A 987-nucleotide genomic window follows, 5' to 3' on the forward strand; every position below is an offset into this window, starting at 1 on the left:
AGTCCGGGGAAAGTCAGTGGATAACTGGCCCGGCTGCACGTTCTGACGTACAGCGTTTGCGTGCCCGAAGCTCTGCTATTATTAGTGGCATTGGTACCATTCTTCATGATGATGCAGCCCTAACGGTTAGAGCTAGTGAACTGGGTCTTGATCCTGAATGGTCCCGAGAAATTGAAAAAATTCAGCCTTTGCGTGTCATTCTTGATCGTCAGGCTCGCTTGCCTAAGACTGCTCGACTATTAGAACAGGAAACGCCTATATTGTGGTGTGTTTCAGAGGCCAGTGAGCTAAGCCAGGAAGCGCAGGAGGTGTCTCAGCTTGGTTTTGTTGATGTGCTTCGCTTGTCTTCTGCATCAAGTTCAAATGATGCGCATAGTGAGCTGCAAGAAGTGATGTCCAAATTAGCTGAGCTTCAGTGCAATGAGGTGTTACTAGAGGCTGGAGCCTTGTTAGCGGGAAGCATTATTGAACAGGGTTTGTGGGACGAACTCTTGGTTTACATGGCGCCAAAATTATTAGGAAGTAAAGCTCGACCGCTTGCTGAACTTGGTTTAGATAAAATGTCTGAGAGTATTGATCTGGACTTAAAAGACTTGAGGCTGGTTGGTCAGGACATTCGAATGATTTATATGCCGGCTGAAGTGTCAGGCTCTCGCTAGCGTAAAGGATTGGATAAGCGATGTTTACAGGAATTATTGAAGCGCTTGGTGTGATCGAGCGATCAGAATCAAAAGGGCGAGACCTTGTTTTAACTATTTCGACAGGCAATTTGGATCTGTCGGACGTAAAGCTAGGCGATAGTATTGCGGTAAATGGCGTATGCTTAACGGTAGTAACTTTGAACTCAAAAGGGTTTACTGCAGACGTATCGGCAGAGTCCTTGGTGCATACTAATCTCAAAGAGTTTCAAGCGGGTACGAAGGTTAATTTAGAGAAAGCGCTGACTTTATCGACACGTTTAGGTGGCCATTTGGTAAGTGGTCATGT

Annotated in this window: 1 protein-coding gene and 1 pseudogene; both read left to right on the forward strand. The window is 45.9% G+C overall.

Annotated elements, in window-relative coordinates:
• A partial coding sequence (locus A3729_RS03715; RefSeq protein WP_197475531.1) for a RibD family protein occupies positions 1-659 on the forward strand: 659 nt, incomplete at its 5' end.
• A 20-nt stretch (positions 660-679) separates the two neighbouring features.
• Positions 680-987, forward strand: a pseudogene (locus A3729_RS03720) (riboflavin synthase); the annotation flags it as partial.

It is taken from the genome of Oleiphilus sp. HI0043 (assembly GCF_001634935.1).